Here is a 20433-nt window from a genome sequence, read left to right on the forward strand (position 1 = left end):
CAGAGGTGGCGGACCGGGGTCGCGCACCCGGGCACGCCGTCGCCGTACGCGAGGACACGCGTACACAGGGCAGTACCAGGGCGCGAACTCTGAGGAGCACCGTTGAGCAGGCTGCGTTGGCTGACCGCGGGGGAGTCCCACGGCCCCGCACTCGTCGCGACGCTGGAGGGGCTTCCCGCCGGCGTGCCGATCACCACGGACGTGGTGGCGGACCATCTGGCTCGGCGGCGGCTGGGGTACGGCCGGGGCGCTCGGATGAAGTTCGAACGGGACGAGGTCACGTTCCTGGGCGGGGTCCGGCACGGGCTGACGCTGGGCTCGCCGGTGGCGGTCATGGTGGGCAACACGGAGTGGCCGAAGTGGGAGCAGGTCATGGCGGCCGATCCGGTGGACCCGGAGGTGCTGGCGGGGCTCGCCCGCAACGCGCCGCTGACCCGGCCGCGGCCCGGCCACGCCGACCTGGCGGGGATGCAGAAGTACGGGTTCGACGAGGCCCGGCCGATCCTGGAGCGGGCCTCGGCGCGGGAGACCGCGGCACGGGTGGCGCTCGGCGCGGTGGCCAGGTCGTACCTGAAGGAGACCGCCGGCATCGAGATCGTCAGCCACGTCGTGGAACTGGCGTCGGCGAAGGCGCCGTACGGCGTGTACCCGACCCCCTCCGACGTGGCGCGGCTGGACGCGGACCCGGTGCGCTGCCTGGACGCCGACGCGTCCAAGGCGATGGTCGCGGAGATCGACCAGGCCCACAAGGACGGTGACACGCTCGGCGGTGTGGTCGAGGTGCTGGCCTACGGGGTGCCGGTGGGGCTCGGCTCGCATGTGCACTGGGACCGGAAGCTGGACGCCCGGCTGGCCGCGGCGCTGATGGGGATCCAGGCGATCAAGGGCGTCGAACTGGGCGACGGGTTCGACCTGGCGCGGGTGCCGGGGTCGAAGGCGCACGACGAGATCGTGACCACACCGGAGGGGATCCGGCGCACCTCGGGCCACTCCGGCGGGACCGAAGGCGGCCTGTCGACCGGCGAGTTGTTGCGGGTGCGGGCGGCGATGAAGCCGATCGCGACGGTGCCGCGGGCGCTGCGCACGGTCGACGTGGTCACCGGCGAGCCCGCCCAGGCGCACCACCAGCGCTCCGACGTGTGCGCGGTGCCGGCGGCGGGGATCGTCGCGGAGGCGATGGTCGCCCTGGTGCTGGCCGACGCGGTCGCGGAGAAGTTCGGCGGGGACAGCGTGGTCGAGACCCGCCGCAACGTGCGCTCCTACCTCGACAGCCTCGCGATCCGGTGAGCGGCGTGCCGGCGATCGTGCTCGTGGGCCCGATGGGCGTGGGCAAGTCCACCGTCGGGGAACTGCTGGCCGGGCGCCTCGGTGTGCCCTACCGGGACACCGACGACGACATCGTGGCCGCCGCGGGGCGGACCATCGCCGAGATCTTCGTGGACGACGGCGAGGCCGCGTTCCGCGCGCTCGAGAAGCGGGCGGTGCGCACCGCGCTCGCCGAGCACACGGGCGTGCTGGCGCTGGGCGGCGGCGCGATCCTCGACGCGGACACCCGCGCCCTGCTGTCCGGGCACCGGGTGGTCTACCTCTCCATGGACGTCGAGGAGGCGGTCAGGCGCACCGGTCTGAACGCGGCCCGGCCGCTGCTCGCGGTCAATCCGCGCCGACAGTGGCGGGAACTGATGGAGGCGCGCCGGCACCTGTACGAGGAGGTCGCAAGCGCGGTCGTGGCGACCGACGGCCGCACGCCCGAAGAGGTCAGCCAAGCAGCCCTGGACGCACTGGAGTTGAAGGAAGCATGAGCGAGACGGTGACGCGGATCCAGGTCGGCGGCACAGCGGGCACGGAGCCGTACGAGGTCCTGGTCGGCCACCGGCTCCTGGGCGAACTGCCCGGCCTGGTGGGGCCGAGGGCCAAACGGGTCGCGGTCGTCCACCCCGAGGCGCTGGCCGAGACCGGCGACGCGCTCCGCGCCGACCTGGCCGAGCAGGGCTACGAGGCGATCGCCATCCAGGTGCCGAACGCCGAGGAGGCCAAGACCGCCGAGGTCGCCGCCTACTGCTGGAAGGCGCTCGGCCAGTCCGGGTTCACCCGCACCGACGTCATCGTCGGCGTGGGCGGCGGCGCCACCACCGACCTCGCCGGATTCGTCGCCGCGAGCTGGCTGCGCGGCGTCCGCTGGATCGCCGTACCGACGACCGTGCTGGCCATGGTGGACGCGGCGGTCGGCGGCAAGACCGGCATCAACACGGCCGAGGGCAAGAACCTCGTCGGCGCCTTCCACCCGCCCGCGGGCGTGCTGTGCGACCTCGGCGCGCTGGAGACGCTGCCCGTCCACGACTACGTCTCCGGTCTCGCCGAGATCATCAAGGCCGGGTTCATCGCCGACCCGGTCATCCTTGACCTCATCGAGTCGGACCCCGAGGCCGCGCGCACCCCGGCGGGACCGCACACGGCCGAGCTGATCGAGCGGTCGATCCGGGTGAAGGCGGAGGTGGTCTCCGCCGATCTGAAGGAGTCCGGCCTGCGGGAGATCCTCAACTACGGCCACACGCTCGGCCACGCCATCGAGAAGAACGAGCGCTATCAGTGGCGGCACGGCGCCGCCGTGGCCGTGGGCATGCACTTCGCCGCCGAACTCGGCCGCCTCGCCGGCCGGTTGGACGAAGCGACGGCCGACCGCCACCGCAGCGTCCTGGAGTCGGTCGGACTGCCCCTGCACTACCGCCACGACCAGTGGCCCAAGCTGCTGGAGACGATGAGGGTCGACAAGAAGTCCCGCGGCGACCTGCTGCGCTTCATCGTCCTGGACGGACTGGCCAAGCCCACCGTCCTGGAGGGCCCGGACCCGGCCGTGCTGCTCGCCGCCTATGGCGAAGTGGGGCAGTAGGTCCGACCGTGCTCCATCCGTCCGATTCGCCGTGCGCACCGGGCACTTCGGACCGCCCCCGGCCGTTTCACCAAACGACGGCCGGGGGCGGTACCGTTCGGTAGCGAGCGGGGGCTCGCACTCCGCTGTCGGCGCCAAGGGCCAGCGGCGGACCGAGCCCGAGAAGAACGAGACGGAGTGGCACCGGATGCAGCACGCAGTGGGGTCTCCGCTGCCGCCGCCCCACCAGCCGGGGCAGGAACCGGCCGTCGGCTGGTCGCCGGCCGCGCACCACCCGGGAGCGGGAGCCCACCAGGGTCCCGCACCCGTGCCCCCGCCGCCACCCGCGCCGGGCTTCTCCGGCGTCGGCGCCCCCTCGGGACCGGTGCCGCCCGCACCCCCGCGGCACACCCCCGCCCCGCCCGTGCCGGACGGCACCGGGCATGTGCCGCTGCCGCCCGGCGGCCCCGTCGCCGTGCCCAGCACACCCCCCGCCACCGCCGCGCCCGACCCGGCCGGTACGACGCTGGCCGTGCTGCTGATCGGCCCCGCGGGCGCGGGCAAGACGAGCGTCGCCAAGTACTGGGCCGACCACCGCCGGGTCCCCACCGCCCACATCAGCCTCGACGACGTGCGCGAATGGGTCCGCTCGGGCTTCGCCGACCCGCAGACCGGGTGGAACGACCACTCCGAGGCGCAGTACCGGCTGGCCCGCCGCACCTGCGGCTTCGCCGCGCGGAACTTCCTGGCCAACGGCATCTCCTGCATCCTCGACGACGCCGTGTTCCCGGACCGCCCGGTGGTGGGCCTCGGCGGCTGGAAGCGCCACGTCGGCCCCGGCCTGCTGCCGGTCGTCCTGCTGCCCGGCCTCGACATCGTCCTGGAGCGCAACGCGGAACGCTCCGGAAACCGCAGGCTGACCGACGAGGAGGTGGCCCGCATCCACGGCCGGATGGCCGGGTGGTACGGCTCGGGGCTGCCGATCATCGACAATTCCCAGCTGGACGTGCCCGGCACGGCCCGCGTCCTGAACGACGTCCTGGCCAGGGCGATAGCGAGCCCCCCGAACTGGTGACGGGGGTGGGCGCATCCCTCGGGGAAGCGCCCGCGGACCGGGTGGGCGACAGCCCCGGCCCGGACCCGGCGCACCGCCGTTCGCGTGCCGATTTCCTCGAATCCCTCGAACAGCAGCTTCCCAACCGGCACAATCCGGTCACCGCTTCTACGCTCGACTCATGTCAGAGGTGTATGCGAACCGCCGATCCCGGCTGAGGGAGCGCTGCACCGCGGCCGGCACCGCGGCGGCGCTCATCTCCCGCCCCGCCAATGTGCGCTACCTGGCGGGTGCCGCCCCCCAGGGCGCGGTCATGCTCCTCGGCAAGAGCGAGGACCTGCTGGTGTGCGCCGAGCCGCCGGACGACCGCCCCACCGAAGGGCGGCCGGACGAGCATCTGCGTGTGCAGGTGCTGCCCAGGTCCGGCGGTGACCCCGCCGTGGCCGCCGCGGAGCTCGCCGCCGGTCAGGGCGCCGAGGCCCTCGCGGTCGAGGAGCACCACCTCACCATGGCCCGCTACCGGGCCGTCGCTGCCGTCGCCCCCGGTCTGCGCCTCGCCGATCTCGGCTCGGCGGTCGAGCAGCTGCGGGTCATCAAGGACGAGGAGGAGATCTCCTGTCTGCGGATCGGCGCGGAGATCGCCGACCAGGCCCTCGGCGAGCTGCTTGAGTCCATCCTGGTGGGCCGCACCGAGCGGCATCTCGCGCTGGAGCTGGAGCGGCGCCTGGTCGACCACGGCGCCGACGGGCCGGCGTTCCCGACCTCCGTCGCCACCGGACCCAACTCCGGGCACCGCGGTCACCGCCCCACCGACCGGCGGGTCGAGGAGGGCGACTTCCTCACCGTCTGCCTGGGCGCCGCCTACCGCGGCTACCGCTGCGAGATCGGCCGGACCTTCGTCATCGGCACGTCACCCGCCGACTGGCAGATCGACCTGTACGACCTGGTCTTCGCCGCCCAGCGCGCCGGGCGGGAGGCCCTGGCGCCCGGCGCCGCGTTCCGGGACGTGGACCGCGCCGCCCGCCAGGTGCTGGACTCCGCGGGCTACGGCGTGGGCCTGCAACCCGTCACCGGACACGGCGTCGGACTGGAAATTGACGAGGACCCTCAGTTGGCCCCCGCCGCCATGGGTAAACTGGACGCTTGCGTGCCGGTCACCGTCGAACCAGGGGTCCACCTCCCGGGACGGGGTGGTGTCCGGATCGATGACACGCTCGTCGTGCGCCCCGAGGCGGACGGCGGACCCGAGCTACTCACCATTACGACCAAGGAGCTGCTCGCGCTGTAGCGGTCGCAGGGAGGTGCAGGCACGTCCCGGCGACGCTCGGTTCGTGCCCCGGGGTCGTCCACGTCAGTCCAGGAGATTCCGCAACCGTGGCTTCCACGAACGACCTCAAGAACGGCCTGGTGCTCAAGCTCGAAGGCGGCCAGCTCTGGTCCGTCGTCGAGTTCCAGCACGTCAAGCCCGGCAAGGGCCCGGCATTCGTGCGCACCAAGCTCAAGAACGTGCTCTCCGGCAAGGTCGTCGACAAGACCTTCAACGCCGGTGTCAAGGTCGAGACGGCCACTGTCGACAAGCGCGACATGCAGTTCTCGTACATGGACGGCGACTACTTCGTCTTCATGGACATGGAGACCTACGACCAGCTGCACATCGACCGCAAGGCCGTCGGCGACGCCGCCAACTTCCTGATCGAGGGCTTCGAGGCCACCGTCGCCCAGCACGAGGGCGAGGTGCTCTTCGTGGAGCTGCCCGCCGCCGTCGAGCTGACCATCCAGGAGACTGAGCCGGGCCTCCAGGGCGACCGCTCCACCGGTGGCACCAAGCCCGCCACGCTGGAGACCGGCCACCAGATCCAGGTTCCGCTCTTCATCACGACCGGTGAGAAGATCAAGGTCGATACCCGCACCAGCGACTACCTCGGCCGGGTGAACAGCTAACCGTGGCTGCCCGCAACACGGCCCGCAAGCGTGCCTTCCAGATCCTCTTCGAGGCGGACCAGCGCGGTGCCGGGGTCCTGACGGTTCTCGCGGACTGGATCCGGCTGTCGCGGACCGACCCCCGGCAGCCGCCGGTGAGCGAGTACACGATGCAGCTGGTCGAGGGCTACGCGGAACACGCGGAGCGCATCGACGAGCTGATCGCCCAGTACTCGGTCGGCTGGACCCTCGACCGCATGCCGGTCGTGGACCGCAACATCCTGCGGCTCGGCGCCCACGAGCTGATCTGGGGCGACGAGACCCCGGACGCCGTCGTCCTGGACGAGATGGTGCAGCTGGCGAAGGAGTTCTCCACCGACGAGTCGCCCGCGTTCGTCAACGGACTGCTGGGCCGGCTGAAGGAGCTGAAGCCCTCGCTGCGGCGCGAATAGCGCCGCTGGTGCCTCCGGGTGCGGGGGCGCCGCGGGAAGGCGGCAGAAGGGCGGCTGAGGGCCGCCTCGGGCCGCTCACACAGTTCTCCGCGCCCCCTGAAGGGCCGTACGACACGAAAAACCGCCGGGGTGACCGGAACCCTTGAGTTCCGGTCACCCCGGCGGCACGTTTCTGCTGAGTCGTCGAGCGGCTCAGGCTTCTTCGTGGGTGGCCACGGCACGGCGCGCGTCCGCGTCCAGCACGCCCCAGCTGATCAGCTGCTCGGTGAGGACCGAGGGCGACTGGTCGTAGATGACGGCCAGTGTGCGCAGGTCGTCCTGGCGGATCGACAGCACCTTGCCGTTGTAGTCACCGCGCTGCGACTGGATCGTCGCCGCGTAGCGCTGCAGGGGACCCGCCTTCTCGGCCGGCACGGTGGCCAGCCGCTCCAGGTCCAGGACCAGCTTCGGCGGCGGCTCGGCGGCGCCGCCCGGAGTGGTCCCGGGCAGCAGTTCCTGCACGGGAACGCCATAGAAGTCCGCGAGCTCCGCGAGGCGCTGCACGGTCACGGCGCGGTCGCCGCGCTCGTACGAGCCGACGACGACTGCCTTCCAGCGGCCCTGGGACTTCTCCTCGACACCGTGGAGGGAAAGGCCCTGCTGGGTGCGGATGGCCCGGAGCTTGGCCCCGAGCTGTTTGGCGTATTCGCTGGACATATAGCTCCCCGGACACTGTGTCGACGCGGCCGGCTTCGATTCCCGCCGCGCGGCTGGTAACTCACTGTGAGGTTACGCAGCGTGACACTGATGCGTCAAGCCGAATGGTCCACACCGACTCTTCCGAAGTACCGGCGACCGATTACGCCGACCGGGTGATCGGGGCCTCCGGGTGACCTGCTACGGTGGATGGCGCAATTCCGACGTCCTTTAAGGTCCGTCCCGTGAGGCGGAGAAGGAGGTCCGTTTCATATGGACACGCAAGCGTCCGATGCCCGCCCCGTGCTCGAAGGGGCCGACATCGCGCGGGTATTGACCCGCATCGCCCACGAGATCGTCGAGCGCGCCAAGGGCGCCGACGACGTGGTGCTCCTCGGCATTCCGACCCGGGGCGTCTTCCTCGCCCAGCGGCTCGCCGCGAAGCTCGCCGAGATCACCGACCGCAAGGTTCCGGCCGGCTCGCTCGACATCACGATGTACCGCGACGACCTGCGCCTGCACCCGCCGCGCGCGCTGGCCCGCACCCACATCCCCGGTGACGGCGTCGACGGACGGCTGGTCGTCCTCGTTGACGACGTGCTCTTCTCCGGCCGCACCATCCGCGCCGCCCTCGACGCCCTCAACGACATCGGGCGCCCGCGCGCCGTGCAGCTCGCGGTCCTCGTCGACCGCGGTCACCGCGAGCTGCCCATCCGCGCCGACTACGTCGGCAAGAACCTCCCCACGTCGCTGCGGGAGACGGTCAAGGTCCAGCTCGCCGAGGAGGACGGTCGCGACACCGTGCTGCTCGGCGTCACGCAGGCCGCCCCGGGCGATCAGTAGCACGCCGGCGCGCGGTTCACGCCGTGCGTCCCGTCGCCGTGCCCTCGCCTGCCCGGATTCTCCCGATACCTGAACTGCCTTACGGAGCCTGACAGATGCAGCGCCATCTCATCTCGGCCGCCGACCTCACCCGCGACGACGCCGTCCTGATCCTCGACACCGCCGAGGAGATGGCCCGGGTCGCCGACCGGCCGATCAAGAAGCTGCCGACCCTGCGCGGCCGCACGATCGTCAACCTCTTCTTCGAGGACTCCACCCGCACCCGGATCTCCTTCGAGGCCGCCGAGAAGCGGCTGTCCGCGGACGTCATCAACTTCACCGCCAAGGGGTCGAGCGTCTCCAAGGGCGAGTCCCTGAAGGACACCGCCCAGACCCTGGAGGCGATGGGCGTCGACGCCGTCGTCATCCGGCACGGCGCCTCCGGCGCCCCCTACCGCCTGGCCAACTCCGGCTGGATCGACGCCGCCGTGATCAACGCGGGCGACGGCACCCACCAGCACCCCACCCAGGCGCTGCTCGACGCGTTCACCATGCGCCGCCGCCTGGTCGGCCGGGACGCGGGCCTCGGCCGGGACCTCGCGGGGCGGCGCATCACCGTCGTCGGCGACGTCCTGCACAGCCGCGTCGCCCGCTCCAACGTCGACCTGCTGCACACCCTGGGCGCCGAGGTCACCCTGGTCGCCCCGCCCACCCTGCTGCCCGTCGGCGTCGGGGCCTGGCCCTGCGAGGTGTCGTACGACCTCGACGCCACGCTGCCCAAGTCCGACGCCGTGATGATGCTGCGGGTGCAGCGGGAGCGGATGAACGCGGCGTTCTTCCCGACCGAGCGCGAGTACGCCCGGCGCTACGGCCTCGACGCCGACCGGATGGCGCGGATGCCCGAGCACGCCATCGTCATGCACCCCGGCCCCATGGTCCGCGGCATGGAGATCACCGCCGAGGTCGCCGACTCCGACCGCTGCACCGCCGTCGAGCAGGTCGCCAACGGCGTGTCCATCCGGATGGCCGTGCTGTACCTGCTGCTCGGCGGCAACGAGCCCGCCGTCACCCACGCCCGCACCACCGAGGAGAAGTAAGAACCATGAGCAAGATCCTGATCCGTGGTGCCGAGGTGCTCGGCGGCGCACCGCAGGACGTCCTGATCGACGGCGAGACCATCGCCGCGGTGGGCACCGGACTCGACGCCGGCGGCGCCGAGGTCGTCGACGCCGCGGGGAAAGTCCTGCTCCCCGGCCTCGTCGACCTGCACACCCATCTGCGCGAGCCCGGCCGCGAGGACTCCGAGACCGTGCTGACCGGCACGCGCGCCGCCGCCTGCGGCGGCTACACCGCCGTGTTCGCCATGGCCAACACCTTCCCGGTCGCCGACACCGCCGGCGTGGTCGAGCAGGTCTACCGGCTCGGGCAGGAGCACGGCTACTGCGACGTGCAGCCGATCGGCGCCGTCACCGTCGGCCTCGCGGGCAGGCAGCTCGCCGAGCTGGGCGCCATGCACGAGTCCGCCGCCGGGGTCACCGTCTTCTCCGACGACGGCAAGTGCGTCGACGACGCCGTGATCATGCGGCGCGCGCTGGAGTACGTGAAGGCCTTCGGCGGCGTCGTCGCCCAGCACGCGCAGGAGCCGCGGCTGACCGAGGGCGCCCAGATGAACGAGGGCGTCGTCTCCGCCGAGCTGGGCCTGGGCGGCTGGCCCGCGGTCGCCGAGGAGTCGATCATCGCCCGGGACGTCCTGCTCGCCGACCACGTCGGCTCCCGCGTCCACATCTGCCATCTGTCGACCGCGGGATCCGTGGAGATCGTCCGCTGGGCCAAGTCCCGCGGCATCGCCGTCACCGCCGAGGTCACCCCGCACCACCTGCTGCTCACCGACGAGCTGGTGCGCTCGTACAACCCGGTCTACAAGGTCAACCCGCCGCTGCGCACCGAACGTGATGTGCGGGCCCTGCGCGAGGCGCTCGCCGACGGCACGATCGACATCGTCGCCACCGACCACGCCCCGCACCCGCACGAGGACAAGGACTGCGAGTGGGCTGCGGCCGCCATGGGCATGGTCGGCCTGGAGACCGCGCTGTCGGTGGTCCAGGAGACCATGGTCGACACCGGCCTGCTGGACTGGGCGGGCGTCGCCGACCGCATGTCGTCCGCGCCCGCGCGGATCGGCCGGGCCACCGGCCACGGCCGTCCCGTCTCGGCAGGCGAGCCCGCCAACCTCACCCTGGTCGACACGGCATACCGTGGCCGGGTGGACCCCGCGGGCTTCGCCTCGCGCAGCCGCAACACCCCGTACGAGGGGCGCGAGCTGCCGGGCCGTGTCACCCACACCTGGCTGCGGGGCAAGGCCACGCTCGTCGACGGGAAACTCACGTGACACCTGCATCACTGCTCGCAGCCGGACTGGCGCCCGCACTCGCCGCCGAACAGAAGTCGGCCCCGGTCACCGACTGGGCCGCCCGGATCGGCTGGCTCGTCGGGCTCGCCCTCTTCGTGGCGCTCGTCTACTGGCTGATGCGCGAGGGCTGGAAGTGGCGCGGCCATCTCCAGGGCGACCTGCCGCCGCTGCCGGTCCGCCCGTCCCCGCCGGACGACCCCGGCCCGGTCACACTGACGATGAGCGGCCGCTACCACGGCTCCACCACCGCCGGGCAGTGGCTGGACCGCATCGTGGCGCACGGCCTGGGCGCCCGCAGCCGCGCCGAGCTGACGCTGACGGACGCGGGCCTTGACGTCGTACGCCCCGGGGCCGCCGACTTCTTCGTCCCCGCCGCAGCGCTGCGCGAGGCCCGGCTCGACAAGGGCATCGCAGGCAAGGTCCTCACCGAGGGCGGCCTGCTCGTCGTGACCTGGGCGCACGGTGACCGACTGATCGACTCCGGCTTCCGCTCCGACCGCGCGGCCGAGCACGCCGAGTGGGTCGACGCCCTCAACTCCATGATCAAGACAGACAGCACGGAAGGCGCCGAACGATGACGACCTCCACGAAGGGGAACGCCTCGCAGAGGAAGAAGGTGCTTCCCGCGGTACTCGTCCTGGAGGACGGCCGGATCTTCCGCGGCCGCGCCTACGGGGCCGTGGGGGAGACCTTCGGCGAGGCCGTGTTCTCCACCGGCATGACCGGCTACCAGGAGACGCTCACGGACCCGTCGTACGACCGCCAGATCGTCGTCGCGACCGCCCCGCAGATCGGCAACACCGGCTGGAACGACGAGGACGACGAGTCCCGCCGCATCTGGGTCTCCGGCTACGTGGTGCGCGACCCCGCGCGCGTGCCGTCCAACTGGCGCGCCAAGCGGTCCCTGGACGACGAACTGGTCGCGCAGGGCGTCGTCGGCATCTCCGGCATCGACACCCGCGCCCTCACCCGCCATCTGCGCGAGCGCGGCTCCATGCGGGCCGGAGTCTTCTCCGGCGACGCGATCGCCCCCGACGCGGACCTCCTCGCGCGCGTGCAGGCCCAGCCGCACATGAAGGGCGCGAGTCTCTACGAGGAGGTCGCCACCACGGAGGCGTACGTCGTCCCGGCGATCGGGGAGAAGCGGTTCACCGTCGCCGCGATCGACCTCGGGATCAAGGGCATGACCCCGCACCGCATGGCCGAGCGGGGCATCGAGGTCCATGTGCTGCCCGCCACCGCGACCCCCGAGGACGTGTACGCCGTCGCGCCCGACGGCGTGTTCTTCTCCAACGGGCCCGGCGACCCGGCCACCGCCGACGGTCCGGTCGCGTTGATGACCGCCGTCCTCGAGCGGCGCACACCGCTGTTCGGGATCTGCTTCGGCAACCAGATCCTGGGCCGCGCCCTCGGCTTCGGCACCTACAAGCTCAAGTACGGCCACCGGGGCATCAACCAGCCGGTGCAGGACCGTACGACCGGCAAGGTCGAGGTCACCGCGCACAACCACGGCTTCGCCGTCGACGCGCCGCTCGACCGGGTCAGCGAGACGCCGTTCGGCCGGGCCGAGGTGTCCCACGTCTGCCTCAACGACAACGTCGTGGAGGGGCTGCAACTGCTCGACCAGCCGGCCTTCTCCGTCCAGTACCACCCCGAAGCGGCAGCGGGCCCGCACGACGCCGCCTACCTGTTCGACCGCTTCACGTCTTTGATGAGCACAGTCCTGATGGAGGGCCAGCGTGCCTAAGCGCACCGATATCCAGTCCGTCCTGGTCATCGGCTCCGGCCCGATCGTCATCGGCCAGGCCGCCGAGTTCGACTACTCAGGCACGCAGGCGTGCCGGGTGCTGAGGGCCGAGGGCCTGCGCGTCATCCTCGTCAACTCCAACCCGGCGACGATCATGACCGACCCGGAGATCGCCGACGCCACCTACATCGAGCCGATCACTCCGGAGTTCGTCGAGAAGATCATCGCCAAGGAGCGCCCCGACGCCCTGCTGCCCACCCTGGGCGGCCAGACGGCCCTCAACACCGCGATCTCGCTGCACGGCAACGGCGTCCTGGACAAGTACGGCGTCGAGCTGATCGGCGCCAACGTGGACGCCATCCACAAGGGCGAGGACCGCGACCGGTTCAAGGACGTCGTGGAGGAGGTGCGCCGCAAGACCGGACACGGCGAGTCCGCCCGGTCCGTGATCTGCCACTCCATGGACGAGGTGCTCGCGGGCGTCGAGGAACTCGGCGGCTACCCGGTCGTCGTGCGCCCCTCGTTCACCATGGGCGGCGCCGGCTCCGGATTCGCCCACGACGAGGACGAGCTGCGCCGCATCGCCGGCCAGGGCCTCACGCTCTCCCCGACCACCGAGGTGCTCCTGGAGGAGTCCATCCTCGGCTGGAAGGAGTACGAGCTGGAGCTGATGCGCGACAAGAACGACAACGTCGTGGTCGTCTGCTCCATCGAGAACTTCGACCCCATGGGCGTGCACACCGGTGACTCGATCACCGTCGCCCCGGCGATGACACTGACCGACCGCGAGTACCAGATCCTGCGCGACATCGGCATCGCCGTGATCCGCGAGGTCGGCGTGGACACCGGCGGCTGCAACATCCAGTTCGCGGTGAACCCCGACGACGGCCGCGTGATCGTCATCGAGATGAACCCGCGCGTGTCGCGTTCCTCGGCGCTCGCCTCGAAGGCGACCGGCTTCCCGATCGCCAAGATCGCGGCGAAGCTCGCCGTCGGCTACACGCTCGACGAGATCCCGAACGACATCACCCAGGAGACCCCGGCCTCCTTCGAGCCGACCCTCGACTACGTCGTCGTCAAGGCGCCGCGGTTCGCCTTCGAGAAGTTCCCGAGCGCCGACTCCACGCTGACCACCACCATGAAGTCGGTCGGCGAGGCCATGGCCATCGGCCGCAACTTCACCGAGGCCTTCCAGAAGGCGCTGCGCTCGCTGGAGAAGAAGGGCAGCCAGTTCACGTTCGTCGGCGCGCCCGGGTCCGCCGGGAACAAGGACGAGCTGCTGCGCGCGTCCGTCCGGCCCACCGACGGCCGGATCAACACCGTGATGCAGGCCATCCGCGCGGGCGCCACGCCCGAGGAGGTCTTCGAGTACACCCGGATCGACCCGTGGTTCGTGGACCAGCTCTTCCTGATCAAGGAGATCGCGGACGAGCTGGGCGCCGCCGCCGAGCTGACCGCCGACCTGCTCGCCGAGGCCAAGCGGCACGGCTTCTCCGACCAGCAGATCGGCGAGATCCGCGGGCTGCGCGAGGACGTCGTCCGCGAGGTACGGCACGCCCTCGGCATCCGCCCGGTGTACAAGACGGTCGACACCTGTGCGGCCGAGTTCGCCGCGCGGACGCCGTACTTCTACTCCTCCTACGACGAGGAGAACGAGGTCGCTCAGCGCGAGAAGCCCGCGGTGATCATCCTGGGCTCCGGGCCCAACCGCATCGGCCAGGGCATCGAGTTCGACTACTCCTGCGTGCACGCGTCCTTCGCGCTGTCCGACGCCGGGTTCGAGACCGTGATGGTCAACTGCAACCCGGAGACCGTCTCCACGGACTACGACACCTCCGACCGCCTCTACTTCGAGCCGCTGACGCTGGAGGACGTGCTGGAGATCGTCCACGCGGAGTCGCTGGCCGGCCCGGTCGCGGGCGTGGTGGTGCAGCTCGGCGGCCAGACCCCGCTCGGCCTCGCGCAGGCGCTCAAGGACAACGGCGTGCCGATCGTGGGCACCCCGCCCGAGGCCATCCACGCCGCCGAGGACCGCGGCGCCTTCGGCCGGGTCCTCGCGGAGGCCGGCCTTCCGGCCCCCAAGCACGGCACGGCCACCACCTTCGAGGAGGCCAAGGGCATCGCCGACGAGATCGGCTACCCGGTCCTGGTGCGGCCCTCGTACGTCCTCGGCGGGCGCGGCATGGAGATCGTCTACGACGAGACCCGTCTCGCCTCCTACATCGCCGAGTCGACCGAGATCAGCCCCTCCCGGCCGGTGCTCGTCGACCGGTTCCTCGACGACGCCATAGAGATCGACGTCGACGCGCTCTACGACGGCGAGGAGCTGTACCTCGGCGGTGTCATGGAGCACATCGAGGAGGCCGGCATCCACTCCGGTGACTCCGCGTGCGCGCTGCCGCCGATCACGCTCGGCGGCTTCGACATCAAGCGGCTGCGCGCCTCGACGGAGGCGATCGCCCGGGGCGTCGGCGTGCGCGGCCTGATCAACATCCAGTTCGCGCTGGCCGGCGACATCCTCTACGTCCTGGAGGCCAACCCGCGCGCCTCCCGTACGGTCCCCTTCACCTCGAAGGCGACCGCGGTGCCGCTGGCCAAGGCCGCAGCCCGGATCTCGCTCGGCGCGACCGTCGCCGAGCTGCGCGCCGAGGGACTGCTCCCGGCGCACGGCGACGGCGGCGAGCTGCCGCTGGACGCGCCGATCTCCGTCAAGGAGGCCGTCATGCCCTGGTCACGCTTCCGGGACATCCACGGCCGGGGCGTCGACACCGTGCTCGGTCCGGAGATGCGCTCCACCGGCGAGGTCATGGGCATCGACTCCGTCTTCGGCACGGCGTACGCCAAGTCGCAGGCGGGCGCGTACGGGCCGCTGCCGACGAAGGGCCGCGCGTTCATCTCGGTCGCCAACCGCGACAAGCGCTCCATGATCTTCCCGGCCCGGGAGCTGGTCGCCCACGGCTTCGAACTGCTCGCCACCTCCGGCACCGCCGAGGTCCTCAAGCGCAACGGCATCAACGCCACGGTCGTGCGCAAGCAGTCCGAGGGCACCGGCCCGAACGGCGAGCGGACCATCGTCCAGCTCGTGCACGCCGGTGAGGTCGACCTCATCGTCAACACCCCGTACGGCACCGGCGGCCGCCTCGACGGCTACGAGATCCGCACGGCGGCGGTGGCCCGCTCGGTGCCCTGTCTGACGACGGTCCAGGCGCTCGCCGCGGCGGTCCAGGGCATCGACGCCCTCACCCACGGCGGCGTGGGCGTCCGCTCGCTCCAGGAACACGCGCAGCACCTGACCGCGGCCCGCGACTAGCAGCCCCGAGGGGGACACCGGAAACGGTGTCCCCCTCGTCCTGGGGCTCCTCTTGAGGACAACCACATGTACCAGCTCTTCTTCCGTCTCGTCTTCACGCGCATGGACCCGGAGAAGGCGCACCACCTCGCCTTCCGCTGGATCCGGCTCGCCGTCCGCGTCCCGGTGCTGCGCACCTTCCTCGCCGCCGCCCTCGCCCCCCGCCACAAGGAGCTGCGCACCGAGGCGTTCGGGCTGCGCATGCACGGCCCCTTCGGACTCGCCGCCGGCTTCGACAAGAACGCCGTCGCGATCGACGGGATGGCGATGCTCGGCTTCGACCATGTCGAGGTCGGCACGGTGACCGGCGAGGCGCAGCCCGGCAACCCGCGCAAGCGGCTGTTCCGGCTCGTCGCCGACCGGGCGCTGATCAACCGCATGGGCTTCAACAACGAGGGCTCGCTCGCCGTCGCCGCCCGGCTGGCCGCGCGCGAGCCCGTCTTCCGGACCGTCGTGGGCGTCAACATCGGCAAGACCAAGGTCGTCCCCGAGGCGGACGCGGTCGCCGACTACGTGAAGTCGGCCGAGCGGCTGGCGCCGTACGCCGACTACCTGGTCGTGAACGTGTCGTCGCCCAACACCCCGGGGCTGCGCGATCTGCAGGCCACCGAGGCGCTGCGCCCCCTGCTGACCGCGGTCCGCGCGGCCGCCGACCGTACGGTGCCCGCCCGCCGGGTGCCGCTGCTGGTGAAGATCGCGCCCGACCTCGCCGACGAGGACGTCGACGCCGTCGCCGACCTCGCCGTGGAGCTGGGCCTGGACGGCATCATCGCCACGAACACCACCATCGCCCGCGACGGCCTCGGGTCGGCGACGGACCCGTCGCTCGTCGCGGAGACCGGCGGGCTCTCCGGGGCGCCCCTGAAGGCGCGCTCCCTGGAGGTGCTGCGCCGTCTCTACGCGCGCGTGGGCGACCGGATCACCCTGGTGGGGGTCGGCGGCATCGAGAGCGCCGAGGACGTCTGGCAGCGCATCCTGGCCGGTGCCACTCTGGTCCAGGGCTACAGCGGTTTCATCTACGCGGGGCCCTTCTGGAGCCGCGCGATCCACAAGGGTCTCGCGGCCCGCCTGCGCACCAGCCCGTACGCCACCCTCGCCGACGCGGTCGGCGCCGACGTGAAGAAGGCAGGGAAGACCGTATGAGCGCCCACCCGTCACCCGCCCGTCACCCCGCATCGGGGCCCTCCGGGCCGCAGGACGTCTCGGCCGAACCCTTCGGCGCCCGGCTGCGCCGCGCCATGGACGAGCGGGGTCCGCTGTGCGTCGGCATCGACCCGCACGCCTCCCTGCTCGCCGAGTGGGGCCTAAACGACGACGTCGCCGGCCTGGAGCGGTTCAGCCGTACGGTCGTCGAGGCGGTGGCCGACCGGGTCGCGGTCCTCAAGCCGCAGAGCGCGTTCTTCGAGCGCTTCGGCTCGCGCGGGATCGCCGTCCTGGAGACATCGGTCCAGGAGGCGCGCGCGGCCGGCGCCCTGGTCGTCATGGACGCCAAGCGCGGGGACATCGGCTCGACCATGGCGGGTTACGCCGAGGCCTTCCTGCACCCGGACGCGCCGCTGTTCTCGGACGCCCTGACCGTCTCGCCGTACCTCGGCTACGGCTCGCTGAGCCCGGCCATCGCGCTGGCGCGGGAGAGCGGGGCGGGCGTGTTCGTGCTGGCGCTGACCTCCAACCCGGAGGGCGCCGAGGTGCAGCACGCGGTGCGCGCGGACGGCCGGACCGTCGGCGCGACGATGCTGGCGCACCTCGCCGCGGAGAACGCGGGGCAGAGCCCCCTCGGCTCGTTCGGCGCGGTCGTGGGCGCCACGCTGGGCGATCTGTCGGCCTACGACCTCGACATCAACGGTCCGCTCCTGGCGCCCGGCATCGGCGCCCAGGGGGCGACCCCGGCGGAGCTTCCTGCGCTCTTCGGGGCGGCCGTGCGCAACGTCGTGCCGCACATCAGCCGGAGTGTTCTTCGTCACGGTCCCGAGGTCGGGGCGTTGCGGGCAGCCGCGGAACGCTTCGCGGACGCGATCAGGGCGGGCGTGGCGGGTGCCTGAGTCCTCCGCCGAGTGTCCGCGGGAGCGGCGCGGGGACGCCTTGAGTCTGAATACATCCTCAAATCCGGGGCAATATGTCTGAAATGTCCGCCCTGGTGGAGGCTGACCAGGACTTTTCCGCTGTTCTCGCTGACTCTGGCGGACTTGCCCGCTAGTCTCCGAGCAGTGGGGGCGCCTCCCACGCCCTCAAGACAGGTGGGGGAGAGCGGGCAAGCGTGTTGCTCGTGGCTCCCCAGGTGTGGGGCGACTAGGTTCCTCACCGGTCCGTATCCGACAGTTCGACATCCGAGGTGACGTAGGCGTGGCTCTTCCGCCCCTTACCCCTGAACAGCGCGCAGCCGCGCTCGAAAAGGCCGCCGCGGCTCGCCGGGAGCGGGCCGAGGTCAAGAATCGACTCAAGCACTCCGGCGCCTCCCTGCACGAGGTCATCAAGCAGGGCCAGGAGAACGAGGTCATCGGCAAGATGAAGGTCTCCGCCCTGCTCGAGTCCCTGCCTGGCGTGGGCAAGGTCCGCGCCAAGCAGATCATGGAGCGACTCGGGATCTCCGAGAGCCGCCGCGTGCGTGGCCTCGGCTCCAACCAGATCGCCTCCCTGGAGCGCGAGTTCGGCAGCACCGGCTCCTGAGTCCCGGGCACCCCGGGATTGCTGGAATAATCGCTGCATGAGTGAACGTCCGCGGCTGACCGTGCTCTCCGGCCCCTCCGGGGTCGGCAAGAGCACGGTCGTCGCCCATATGCGCAAGGAACACCCCGAGGTCTGGCTCTCGGTGTCGGCGACCACCCGCAAGCCCCGCCCCGGTGAGCAGCACGGCGTCCACTACTTCTTCGTCGCCGACGAGGAGATGGACAAGCTGATCGCCAACGGTGAGCTGCTGGAGTGGGCCGAATTCGCCGACAACCGGTACGGCACGCCGCGTGCCGCCGTGCTGGACCGCCTGGAGGCGGGCGAGCCCGTCCTCCTGGAGATCGACCTCCAGGGCGCCCGGCAGGTCCGCGAGTCCATGCCGGAGGCTCAGCTGGTGTTCCTGGCTCCGCCCTCCTGGGAGGAGCTGGTGCGCAGGCTCACCGGCCGTGGCACCGAGCCGCCCGAGGTGATCGAGCGCCGCCTGGAGGCGGCCAGGATCGAGCTGGCGGCCGAGCCGGAGTTCGACGAGACCTTGGTCAACACCTCCGTCGAGGATGTGGCGCGCGAGCTGCTAGCCTTGATGGACGTTGTGTGATTGTGTCTGATCTTTTCCCATCTTTCGGAAGGTAGAGCGTGTCCTCTTCCATCACCGCGCCCGAGGGCATCATCAACCCGCCGATCGACGAGCTGCTTGAGGCCACCGACTCGAAGTACAGCCTCGTGATCTACGCGGCCAAGCGTGCCCGCCAGATCAACGCGTACTACTCGCAGCTCGGCGAGGGCCTGCTTGAGTACGTCGGTCCGCTCGTCGACACCCACGTCCACGAGAAGCCGCTCTCGATCGCCCTGCGCGAGATCAACGCGGGTCTGCTGACCTCCGAGGCCATCGAGGGCCCGGCGCAGTAACACTGCGGTCAGCAGCAGTACACGCAGTCATACGTTCAGACTGCGGTCGACTTATCCACAGGCCCGGCAGCACGGACTGCCGGGCCTGTGGTCTGCTCTGGGTGCGGGGGATGGTGCCCCCGCCGTCATGCAGCATGGGGATGTACGTTCCGAGTCCGGGGAGAGCCGGTGGACAAGCCGAAGGTCGTTCTGGGGGTCAGCGGCGGCATCGCCGCGTACAAGGCCTGTGAGCTGCTGCGCAGATTCACCGAGTCGGGCCACGATGTGCGGGTCGTCCCCACCGCCGCCGCGCTGCACTTCGTCGGCGCCGCCACCTGGTCCGCCCTGTCCGGCAATCCCGTCTCCACCGAGGTCTGGGACGACGTCCACGAGGTCCCGCACGTCCGCATCGGCCAGCACGCCGACCTCGTGGTGGTGGCCCCCGCGACGGCCGACACGCTCGCCAGGGCCGCCCACGGCCTCGCCGACGACCTGCTGACCAATACACTCCTGACGGCCCGCTGCCCGGTCGTCTTCGCCCCGGCCATGCACACGGAGATGTGGGAGCACCCGGCCACCCAGGAGAACGTGGCGACGCTGCGCCGCCGTGGCGCCGTCGTCATCGAGCCCGCGGTCGGGCGGCTGACCGGCGTCGACACCGGCAAGGGGCGGCTGCCCGACCCCGTGGAGATCTTCGAGGTCTGCCGCCGCGTGCTGGCCCGCGGGGTCACCGAGCCCGACCTGACCGGCCGGCATGTCGTCGTCTCCGCCGGCGGCACCCGCGAGCCCCTCGACCCGGTCCGCTTCCTCGGCAACCGCTCCTCCGGCAAGCAGGGCTACGCCCTCGCGCGCACGGCCGCCGCGCGGGGCGCCCGGGTGACCTTGGTCGCGGCGAACACCGGCCTGCCCGACCCGGCCGGGGTGGACGTCGTCCGGGTCGGCACGGCGGTCCAGCTGCGCGAAGCGGTGCTCAAGGCCGCCGCGGACGCCGACGCCGTGGTGATGGCCGCGGCCGTGGCCGACTTCCGTCCGGCCGCCTACGCGACCGGGAAGATCAAGAAGAAGGACGGCCAGGACCCGGAGCCCATCGTCCTGGTGCGCAACCCGGACATCCTCGCGGAGATCTCGGCCGAGCGGGCGCGGCCCGGACAGGTGATCGTCGGCTTCGCCGCCGAGACCGACGACGTGCTCGCCAACGGCCGGGCGAAGCTGACGCGCAAGGGCTGCGACTTCCTCGTGGTGAACGAGGTGGGGGAGGGGAAGACGTTTGGTTCCGAGGAGAACGAGGCCGTGGTATTGGGCGCCGACGGCAGCGAGACGCCCGTGCCGCACGGACCCAAGGAGGCCCTCGCCGAGACCGTCTGGGACTTGGTGGGCGGCCGTTTGGCCTGATTTGTTTCCATCGTTTGACGGTTTTCGTGAACGCGACATTCCCGCGGGGAGCCTCTGGCCAACGGGGCCCGGCATTGGGCAGAATGCCCGTGCCGCAGGTCACGGCGCCCCCGAGCGCCGGGGGGAGCGCCCCCCGGTCGAGTGAAGCCGGAGGCGGGGGAGGGTGACCCTGCGACGGAGTGCGACCGATA

Annotated in this window: 20 protein-coding genes; 19 read left to right on the top strand and 1 reads right to left on the bottom strand. The window is 71.5% G+C overall.

What is annotated here, in order from left to right; all coding sequences use genetic code 11:
- Positions 1-102: 102 nt before the first annotated feature.
- The 7 genes from aroC (at position 103) to nusB (ending at position 6295) form a co-directional block, all read left to right on the top strand.
- Positions 103-1287, top strand: a complete 1185-nt coding sequence (gene aroC / locus CTZ28_RS07200) for a chorismate synthase (protein ID WP_121888385.1) — start codon at positions 103-105, stop codon at positions 1285-1287.
- A gap of 32 nt (positions 1288-1319) precedes the next feature.
- Complete coding sequence (locus CTZ28_RS07205) at positions 1320-1802, top strand: shikimate kinase (RefSeq protein WP_121888517.1); 483 nt, start codon at positions 1320-1322, stop codon at positions 1800-1802.
- On the top strand, positions 1799-2890 hold the full coding sequence (gene aroB / locus CTZ28_RS07210; RefSeq protein ID WP_121888386.1) for a 3-dehydroquinate synthase: 1092 nt from the start codon (positions 1799-1801) through the stop codon (positions 2888-2890). The genes CTZ28_RS07205 and aroB overlap by 4 nt, the downstream gene beginning before the upstream one ends.
- A 187-nt stretch (positions 2891-3077) precedes the next feature.
- On the top strand, positions 3078-3944 hold the full coding sequence (locus CTZ28_RS07215) for a Pro-rich N-terminal domain-containing protein (RefSeq protein ID WP_121888387.1): 867 nt from the start codon (positions 3078-3080) through the stop codon (positions 3942-3944).
- A 160-nt stretch (positions 3945-4104) separates the two neighbouring features.
- Positions 4105-5211, top strand: coding sequence for an aminopeptidase P family protein (locus CTZ28_RS07220; RefSeq protein WP_121888388.1), 1107 nt, complete (start codon positions 4105-4107; stop codon positions 5209-5211).
- Positions 5212-5297: 86 nt separating this feature from the next.
- Positions 5298-5864, top strand: coding sequence for an elongation factor P (gene efp, locus CTZ28_RS07225; protein WP_121888389.1), 567 nt, complete (start codon positions 5298-5300; stop codon positions 5862-5864).
- Between the two features lie 2 nt (positions 5865-5866).
- A complete protein-coding gene (nusB, locus tag CTZ28_RS07230; protein ID WP_121888390.1) occupies positions 5867-6295 on the top strand; it encodes a transcription antitermination factor NusB in 429 nt (142 codons plus the stop codon).
- A 192-nt stretch (positions 6296-6487) separates the two neighbouring features.
- On the opposite strand, the gene bldD is transcribed toward nusB, so the two are convergent.
- Entirely contained in the window at positions 6488-6991 is a 504-nt protein-coding gene (gene bldD / locus CTZ28_RS07235) for a transcriptional regulator BldD (RefSeq protein ID WP_014671524.1), read from the bottom strand.
- Positions 6992-7243: 252 nt separating this feature from the next.
- On the opposite strand from bldD, the gene pyrR reads away from it, so the two are divergent.
- The 12 genes from pyrR (at position 7244) to coaBC (ending at position 20242) form a co-directional block, all read left to right on the top strand.
- A complete protein-coding gene (gene pyrR / locus CTZ28_RS07240; RefSeq protein ID WP_121888391.1) occupies positions 7244-7813 on the top strand; it encodes a bifunctional pyr operon transcriptional regulator/uracil phosphoribosyltransferase PyrR in 570 nt (189 codons plus the stop codon).
- Between the two features lie 95 nt (positions 7814-7908).
- The gene (locus tag CTZ28_RS07245; RefSeq protein WP_121888392.1) at positions 7909-8889 is read left to right on the top strand and encodes an aspartate carbamoyltransferase catalytic subunit; all 981 of its coding nucleotides are present in this window, start codon (positions 7909-7911) and stop codon (positions 8887-8889) included.
- 5 nt (positions 8890-8894) lie between these two features.
- Positions 8895-10181 carry a dihydroorotase gene (locus tag CTZ28_RS07250; RefSeq protein ID WP_121888393.1) on the top strand — a complete coding sequence of 429 codons (1287 nt, stop codon included), beginning with the start codon at positions 8895-8897 and terminating at the stop codon, positions 10179-10181.
- Entirely contained in the window at positions 10178-10780 is a 603-nt protein-coding gene (locus CTZ28_RS07255; protein ID WP_121888394.1) for a PH-like domain-containing protein, read from the top strand. Before CTZ28_RS07250 ends, CTZ28_RS07255 begins: the two co-directional genes overlap by 4 nt.
- On the top strand, positions 10777-11949 hold the full coding sequence (gene carA / locus CTZ28_RS07260) for a glutamine-hydrolyzing carbamoyl-phosphate synthase small subunit (protein WP_121888395.1): 1173 nt from the start codon (positions 10777-10779) through the stop codon (positions 11947-11949). Before CTZ28_RS07255 ends, carA begins: the two co-directional genes overlap by 4 nt.
- The gene (gene carB / locus CTZ28_RS07265; RefSeq protein WP_121888396.1) at positions 11942-15259 is read left to right on the top strand and encodes a carbamoyl-phosphate synthase large subunit; all 3318 of its coding nucleotides are present in this window, start codon (positions 11942-11944) and stop codon (positions 15257-15259) included. The genes carA and carB overlap by 8 nt, the downstream gene beginning before the upstream one ends.
- A gap of 66 nt (positions 15260-15325) precedes the next feature.
- Entirely contained in the window at positions 15326-16441 is a 1116-nt protein-coding gene (locus CTZ28_RS07270) for a quinone-dependent dihydroorotate dehydrogenase (protein WP_121888397.1), read from the top strand.
- Entirely contained in the window at positions 16438-17340 is a 903-nt protein-coding gene (pyrF, locus tag CTZ28_RS07275) for an orotidine-5'-phosphate decarboxylase (RefSeq protein WP_121888398.1), read from the top strand. Before CTZ28_RS07270 ends, pyrF begins: the two co-directional genes overlap by 4 nt.
- A gap of 301 nt (positions 17341-17641) precedes the next feature.
- Positions 17642-17965, top strand: coding sequence for an integration host factor (locus CTZ28_RS07280; RefSeq protein WP_030810589.1), 324 nt, complete (start codon positions 17642-17644; stop codon positions 17963-17965).
- 37 nt (positions 17966-18002) lie between these two features.
- A complete protein-coding gene (gmk, locus tag CTZ28_RS07285; RefSeq protein WP_121888399.1) occupies positions 18003-18560 on the top strand; it encodes a guanylate kinase in 558 nt (185 codons plus the stop codon).
- Between the two features lie 38 nt (positions 18561-18598).
- A complete protein-coding gene (gene rpoZ, locus CTZ28_RS07290) occupies positions 18599-18871 on the top strand; it encodes a DNA-directed RNA polymerase subunit omega (RefSeq protein WP_005319902.1) in 273 nt (90 codons plus the stop codon).
- A gap of 168 nt (positions 18872-19039) precedes the next feature.
- Positions 19040-20242 carry a bifunctional phosphopantothenoylcysteine decarboxylase/phosphopantothenate--cysteine ligase CoaBC gene (coaBC, locus tag CTZ28_RS07295; protein ID WP_121888400.1) on the top strand — a complete coding sequence of 401 codons (1203 nt, stop codon included), beginning with the start codon at positions 19040-19042 and terminating at the stop codon, positions 20240-20242.
- The last annotated feature ends 191 nt before the right edge of the window (positions 20243-20433 follow it).

The sequence above is a fragment of the Streptomyces shenzhenensis genome, from assembly GCF_003688995.1.
GTDB classification, from domain to species: domain Bacteria; phylum Actinomycetota; class Actinomycetes; order Streptomycetales; family Streptomycetaceae; genus Streptomyces; species Streptomyces shenzhenensis_A.